At 61.5% G+C, this 7,164-nt stretch carries 6 protein-coding genes; 2 read left to right on the top strand and 4 right to left on the bottom strand.

Annotated elements, in window-relative coordinates; genetic code table 11:
- Together JSS27_11895 and JSS27_11890 are read left to right on the top strand one after the other, a co-directional pair.
- On the top strand, window positions 1–399 hold a 399-nt coding region (locus tag JSS27_11895; protein ID MBS0209644.1), incomplete at its 5' end, for a methionine adenosyltransferase domain-containing protein.
- Between the two features lie 91 nt (window positions 400–490).
- Entirely contained in the window at window positions 491–1,300 is an 810-nt protein-coding gene (locus JSS27_11890; GenBank protein ID MBS0209643.1) for a hypothetical protein, read from the top strand.
- A 302-nt stretch (window positions 1,301–1,602) separates the two neighbouring features.
- Here the strand turns inward: JSS27_11890 and JSS27_11885 are convergent, their stop codons facing one another.
- From JSS27_11885 to JSS27_11870, 4 genes are all read right to left on the bottom strand, one after another.
- Window positions 1,603–2,568, bottom strand: a complete 966-nt coding sequence (locus JSS27_11885) for a DUF1571 domain-containing protein (protein MBS0209642.1) — start codon at window positions 2,566–2,568, stop codon at window positions 1,603–1,605.
- Between the two features lie 712 nt (window positions 2,569–3,280).
- Window positions 3,281–4,789 carry a right-handed parallel beta-helix repeat-containing protein gene (locus JSS27_11880; GenBank protein ID MBS0209641.1) on the bottom strand — a complete coding sequence of 503 codons (1,509 nt, stop codon included), beginning with the start codon at window positions 4,787–4,789 and terminating at the stop codon, window positions 3,281–3,283.
- Window positions 4,790–4,814: 25 nt separating this feature from the next.
- Window positions 4,815–6,506: a caspase family protein gene (locus JSS27_11875; protein ID MBS0209640.1), complete on the bottom strand. Its 1,692-nt coding sequence runs from the start codon at window positions 6,504–6,506 to the stop codon at window positions 4,815–4,817.
- A gap of 252 nt (window positions 6,507–6,758) precedes the next feature.
- Window positions 6,759–6,890: a hypothetical protein gene (locus tag JSS27_11870; GenBank protein MBS0209639.1), complete on the bottom strand. Its 132-nt coding sequence runs from the start codon at window positions 6,888–6,890 to the stop codon at window positions 6,759–6,761.
- Between the last annotated feature and the right edge of the window lie 274 nt (window positions 6,891–7,164).

Here is a 7,164-nt window from a genome sequence, read left to right as displayed (position 1 = left end):
GGCGGCGGCGCGTTCAGCGGCAAGGACCCGACCAAGGTCGACCGCAGCGCGGCCTACATGGCCCGGCACATCGCCAAGAACATCGTGGCGGCCGAGTTGGCCGATCGCTGTGAAGTGCAGTTGGCCTACGCGATTGGCGTGTCGGACCCGGTTAGCGTGTACGTCGACACCGAAGGGACCGGCAAGATCGACGACGCGCGGATTTGCGAACTGGTCAAGGATCTGTTCCCGCTGTCGCCGGGCAAGATCATCCAGTACCTCGACCTGCGGCGGCCGATTTACCGCGTGACGGCGGCGGGGGGCCACTTTGGTCGCTCGGGCCCGACCTTCACATGGGAAAACACCAAGCGCGCGGCCGAGCTGGCCGAAGCCGCCGGAGTGACCGCGGCCGCCGGCTAGACCGTTGTGCGAACTGTGCCACGTGCCCTAACATCAAAGCCCTCGGCGCATTACCAGCGCCGAGGGCTTTTTTATTTCTCTGAGGTTCCTCATGACGGATGGCAACGCGGCGCGTAGGTTGATAGTCGGCTACGCGCCGTTGGGTTCGCTGGCCAAGCCACTGTGCAGCGTGAGGATTTTGAGCGCCGCTTGGCTAGTCACACCGGCGCTGTGGGCGCTGGCCTTTTTGTTCGCCTGGCGTCGTGTGGCCGGCGCGGTGACCACGCCGCTGGCGGGCTTGGCATACCTGACCATCGCCATGCTGGTGATCTGCGCGGCTTCGGCGGCGCGTCGGATTGTGGCGGGCTTTACGGCCCCGGCCGCTTCGCGCTGGCGGGCGATTTGGCGGCGGGAGCAAGCCACGCTCGGCGCGGCGGCGCTGTTGTTGGCTCTTTGGATGCGCGGCACTCCCTGGTGGAGTATTGCCCTGGCATTCACGGCGTTGCTGGCTGATCGCCTTTGGAATCGGCGGCCCTGGCCTGCCGCAAGAGCGGGCTTACCCATGAGCGAACGGACGGTTGGCGGTCGCGCTATCGACGTCGTGACGGTCGAAGCCAGCGATTGGTCGCAGCAACTGCGGCGTTATCGCTCGGCCGCGGGCGAGGACACACTTAGCGCGCAGCTGCGAGTGACGGCCGCCGCCGGCCAGCGTCACCTCTCCGCCCATGTGGCGTTCTGCCCCCCGTTTGCGCGCGTGCCGTGTGCGGAAGTACACGTGACGCGCGGCACCGGCGTGCAAGTGAAGGTGGGGCAGTTGTTGCCGCACGGCGCGCGGCTAGACTTGAAGCTCACCGAGCCGGGCCCCGCGACGATCGAGCTGTCGCTGCTCGTGACCGCTCTCGACCAACCTCCGCAGGACTAATCCCCCGATGGCACGCTGGCCCCGCAATTCCTGGACATCGGCGCTGACGTACGGGCTGATGTTCTTGCTGTTCCCGGTGCTCTGCTGGCTGGCGTACGTCTGGGTCCGCGGCGGGTGAGGGCAAATCGTTGGTTGAGCCCTGTGCAAGATTCAAGCGCAGCCAACTTCATGTGGGGGAGTAAAGACGCAATCGGTAGGTCGTGCCGCGTTGGCGTCTTTACTCCCCCACCCCGCAACGCCCCCACTCCCCCACGACTCGTGCTACTCGAGAATACTGAGACGTCAAACGATCGAGAGGCGGCTCACTTCACGTATTCGTACCGCGGGTTCGACACGCTGAAGTCTTCGTCTCCCAAGGGCGCGCCAAGCTGCAGGTTCTCGAACGCGCACGCCTCGTCGAGCGGCGGCGAGCCGGCGCCTTTGGCGAAGCCATACACCTCGAGAGCCACGGGCAGCGCTCGCTGCCGATCGATGTAAATCTCGGCGCGATGAAAATCCTGCCCGGCGATCGGCTCGGCGTGCTCGAACGAATAGCGGTCACAAGCCACGCCCGCCATGCTGACGTTCTCGTTCAACGTGACTTTGCTGCCCGAGCCGCTCTGCAATTGATCGTTGACAAAGTCGAGCAGCCGGCGATTGAAAGCCCACGGCCCGCTGGTGTTGATCGGCCGCTTGCTCCCTTCGGCGGCGCGCGGGCCATGAGGATCAACTTTCACCAGCGGCACGAACTTCCGCTTCCAGCCGCCAGGGTGTACCAAGATCAACCCGTCGTTGACGTTTTGCTGCCAGATCGCCTCGCGCCCCTCGTCGGGCTCCTGCCAGCGCATGTAGACCGCCATCGGTTCGCGGCGGACCTTCATGAACATCACGTTCTGCTCTTCCAGTTGCCCGGCGAGACGTTCGCGCTTGCGATAGGTAGCCGTGGCCGTCGGGTGCGCGGCAAGCTGCCGCTCGGCTTGCTGCAACTGGGCCAGGCAGCGCTGCAGGTTCGCTTGTCGATCGATGGCCGCCACCGACGGGGGCGAGAACAGCGTGCTGGGCAGCGCGACTGGGGTCGGTTTCAGGTCGGCGGCGGCCTGGGGCTGGAGGAGCGGCGACGTCTCGGCCACCGTCGTCACCGGGGCCCGATCGGCCGTCGAGCAACTGCACAACACGCCCCCCAGCAGCAGCCCGGCGAAGACCACGCCCCCGTTGGCCAGATCGGCCAACAGACGACGCTGCCGAGCGGGGCGGACGCTGGGGCCGGGCGTGCTGAGGCGTAACGTCATGCGATTCCACTGGTTAGCGTCGGCGGCGGCAATGAACGTGCGGCCTGCTAGCGGCGGCCCCGAGCTGGGCGCGCGGCAAATCGCACCGAATAGAAATCGACCGTCAGCCCGGGGGGAGTTGAATCTGCCGGCCGGCGTCAAAGTTTGCCGAGTTTGCCAAGTGGGGCGATCAAGACCAACCACGACGCCGGAGAGAGGGGAATTGAATCGCAGAGAGAGCAAGGAAGAGCATTCGACCACGACGACACGACGGTCACGACGCCGGAACTGCGGCAGCAGTTTGAACCGCCAAGACGCTAAGGCAGGATTCACCACAGAGACACAGAGGACACGGAGAAAAACACGGAGAAGGCGATAATGACCAAGCACCAATGACCAATGTCCAAAGAAAAACTCTTGGTCATTGGGATTTGGTCATTGCGGCTTTTCTCTGTGACCTCTGTGTCTCTGTGGTGCAAATCTGTCTGCGTGCCGCGTTACGCAGGGGGCAATGCTGATCCTTGCCGGTCGATGCCGTCATTCCCGCGCAGGCGGGAATCTAGTAGTGGCGGTTGGCGTCTAGATACCCGCCTGCGCGGGAATGACGCTCGGCAATCGAATGCCGCTGACAGATCGGCTTGCAGCGTCACCGGATGTCGACGGGTACCACGGAGCACGGACGCGACCGCATCGCCGGGCGCGTCATGTCGAACCAGTCCCGCGCCATTCCGCTCTATTTCGCCGTTCGAGAGCGGGGAACTCGCCAATAAACATCGAGCAGCTTTTTAATCTTCGTGTAGTCCGCGCCGGCTCCGCGGTAGACCTTGAGCGCGTAGCCGGAGCCCGGCCCGTCTCCGTGATCGGCGTCACCTGCAAAGGGTCCACGAAAGAAATCAGGCAGCGCCACTGCCGACCCACCGGAGCCGTCATTGGTGATGGTGCCGGCAAGTTGCACCAGCGGGACCAACGACGTTTGCAGCTCTCGTGACCCGCCCCCCACAAGAATTGCCGACTCCCCCGTGCCGCCATTGATCGTATTCTTGTCGATCACGACGCGCAGCGCCTGTTGGTTCTTGAAGGTCTGGTAGAGTCGAATCCCCGCGCCGTTTTGCACGGACCAGACGATGTTGTTGCGCAGCACCGCGTTGCCGTGGCCGAGCCCGATTCCGGCGACACTGTGCTCTACCTTCTTCACGTCCCAGACCAAATTGTTTTCGATGAGATAGTTGCCGTTCCCGGCCGGTACGCCTTCGATGGCCACGGTAATGGCGGCATTGTAGTGGTGATGGGTGTTGAAGATGCAGTTGCCGCGGACGATTAAATCGTGAGTGCCCGGCTTCAGCTCGACCCCCTCGGCCGAGATGTCGTGGAGAATGTTTCCTTCCAGCAGCACATCATGCGTATCGTCGCCCAGAAACGCGCCCGTGCCGATATAGATACCTTCGCCATACTCCTCTTTGTCCTTGCCCGTGCCGTTGACCTTGTTGCCCAACAATTGCACATGATGCGAAGCCGGGCCGGTAAACTGCTTGGTGTCATCGTAGGTGTGCTTGCGTCCGACGTGTAACGCCTCTTGGCCGAGTTGTTCCAGTTGATTTCCACGGATGACGCAATTCGACACACTCCAGCAATCGATTCCCTTTTGCGATTCGGTGACGCGGAGGTTTCGCACCTCAACATATTCACACGACTCGACGATGATACCGACGCCCGCATCACGTCGACCTGACGAAAACGTCGCTTCTCGTTCCTTGCCAGGAACCGATTGGAACACGATCGGCTGGTCGCGAGTCCCCCGCTTGTCGACGATTTGTAACGGTGGATAAGTGCCGGCATCGAAGCAAACCACATCTCCTGGGCCAGCTTTCAGGACGGCTGCGAGTGGCGACTTGAGCGCCTGCTCGGGCGAAGCGCCCGAGTTTTGGTCGTTGCCCGTGGGCGAAACAAAAATGGTCCCACCTGCCGCGGAGCGTAATTGCGAGGCCCATTCGACGGGCGAGGCTGCCGATAGTTGTCCGCACAACACCGACCAAACGACCACACCGAGCGCCTGACGGAACGAATCGCATGGACGGCCGAAGGTGTGCATGGTGATCCGATGAACGAGCAGAGGTTGTCTTGGCTTTTCCGCATCCCGTTGAATAAGACTCGCCAACTTGTCTTCAAATGCGCCGCAGATTGCTGTTAACAGCGCCAACCCCCGTGACCCCGACGCTTGGGTCGATGTCACCGAGGTGATCATTCAAGACTACGTTGGCGACTGATGGCTAAGGTCGCTGCAGTGTTGACCAGCCAAAGTAGCGGTCGTTTTCGTCGGTTGCCGAGTAGTCGAGCCTGAGTTGGCCGTGGCTGACCCAGCCAGCCACCAGGTACGCGCGCTTGCCTGATGTGCCACGCAGGTAAAAGCGGGTACTGCCCAGTCGTTCGCCCGTCACCGGTACGTCGGACCAAACACCACGCAACTGCCCCGCGCTTTCTTTCAGTTCCAGCGATTCCGGGCCGCTGCTCGACCGACTGTTTTCGTAAACGCCAGCCCAAGTCCCGGCAAACTCAGCGCTTGCGTTGCGCGGAACGGCCGCAACGTCGCCGTCACGCAGGTAGCTGGCCCAGCCGTAATAATTGCCGTGCTCGCCCTGGGTGCGGTGGGCACAGTAGTCGAACGACAACTGACCATCGGCAACGTGGCCGGCGGCTCGATAAAGCCGGTTCGCAGTCCGGGCCTCGAAAAAGAACGCCTCCTTGCCAATCCGTTCGCCACTTAACTTGACGTTCCCCGACCACGTGCCATGCAGCGTATCGCCCTGGTCTTGCCGAAAGACCACCGTTTCGGTGTTGCTTTCGCCGAGATCGTTCGCAAACCGCCCCGTCCAGTCGCCCGCCAACGATGGACGCAGTCGGCTGGGACCGAACCACTCGTCGGGAACAGGCGTTTCGTCGTCAAAACGACAGCGATGCAGCGATTCCCAACGCTCGACCACCTTGGCTCCACGCCACTTGTCGTTGCTGTCTTGTACGTTGACCAGCGTGCCGACGGGCTGATTCTGAAAATGAAACGGACGCAGCGAATCGGCCGTCACCCAATCGTCATGCGTAGTCTTGGTATCGCGCGTGAAATGGATTTTGAACCGGTCCTGTTTCGATTCCAGAATCTCGGCCTTGGCCCAGCCATCGCCCGATTTGGCTTCCAGCAGTTCGCCGGCGCGCGGACCTTTTTGCGATGCCGATTCGGCAAACCGCAACTGAGGATCAAAACTGCCGGTCGTCGTGAAGCACGGCTTGCCTTCGGCGGCAAAGGCCATGTAACGGGCGGTGTAACGGGCCAGTTCGTCGAGCGTGATCTGGTGGTCACGATCCAGGTCGACCACCGGATCGCCGGCCAAGCCACGATTCAGGCATTGAATGAATCGCCAACCACTCCGGGCAACCTGGTGGTCGTAAGTCGAGCTCAGGCAGGCATAGCCGATGCGGGTTGGTCGCTTCACGGCAAGATCGATAATCCCGCCGGAGTAACAGCAATCGGTCGAGAGGATGGCGTGGGCGCCTTGGAACTCGCGTTCGATCGTGTCGAACGCCCAACTGAACGGCAGCTTGCCGTCGTAGGTGTAAAACGAGTACTTGTTCTGCTCGGCGTTATAGCCGCCGTGACTGCTGAACAGAAAAAAGAGCAGCTCCCCAGGATGGCTCTTCTTGAGGAACGATTGGAATTCGCGCTCGATGTTGGCGGTGGTGGCCGAGCTGTCTTTCAAAAGCAGTATTTGGCTGGCCGGAACACCACGCTGCTCAAAGATTTCCGCCAGCCGATTGTCCAACCGGTCGCTCTTGGTAAACGAATGCAATCGTCCGTTCTGAAATTCTGCCAACGCGACGATAAACACGCGGGTCTTGGCGGGCACCCAGGCGCTGTGGCCGTCTGCCTGTAATGCGTTGACCGAGCCCGCGACGATTAAGGATGCGAGCATTGCCGGCACCACGAAAGGCACGCGCCGCGCGAAATGTGTCTGTCGAAAACTGTTCATGCCAGTACCGTGATGCGCCTATTCAAATCACAGTTGCGCAGTCTACCACGAGCATCAAGAGGGCTGGAATCAGGCAGAGGAACAAAAGCAAACATCTCGAGTCGACACGCCGACGCGACATCAGCCTACCCGGCGCGTTTGCTGCCTGGGTCGATGTCACCGGCAGCTGTTAACCTTATAGTCCGGTCTCGCCTGCTACCGGTGCTCTTCCTCTAACTCCATGACCAGCTCGACCACGTCCAGGGAGTCCAGTTCCAACTCTCGGAGACGGCTGGCTCGTAGCGAGTCGGGGTTAACACCAAGTCTGGCTGCAATCAAATCGAGCAACCCGGATGTATTCGGATCGAAGAACAGCGTTTCCTTGCTGCCGGAAATGAACCAAAGCAAGCTCCCGCACGCAGGGCACGGCGCGTCGCCGAAGGGCAATGACGGCTCAATTTGGAACGCCTGACCGCAAACTGGACAGCGGTTCGGAGTACCCTCAGGTGTCCGCGACGAGATTGTCACTGTCCGCACCCTTCGAGCGACCGCACAGATGTTTGAATGACTTGGTAGGTCAATTTATCACGCCGCTACAGGGCACGCGACACAATCCGAAGCA

It is taken from the genome of Planctomycetota bacterium (assembly GCA_018242585.1).
Classification (GTDB): domain Bacteria; phylum Planctomycetota; class Planctomycetia; order Pirellulales; family PNKZ01; genus JAFEBQ01.
Note: the sequence above shows the minus strand (reverse complement) of the source record. Positions and strands in the feature narration are given on the sequence as shown.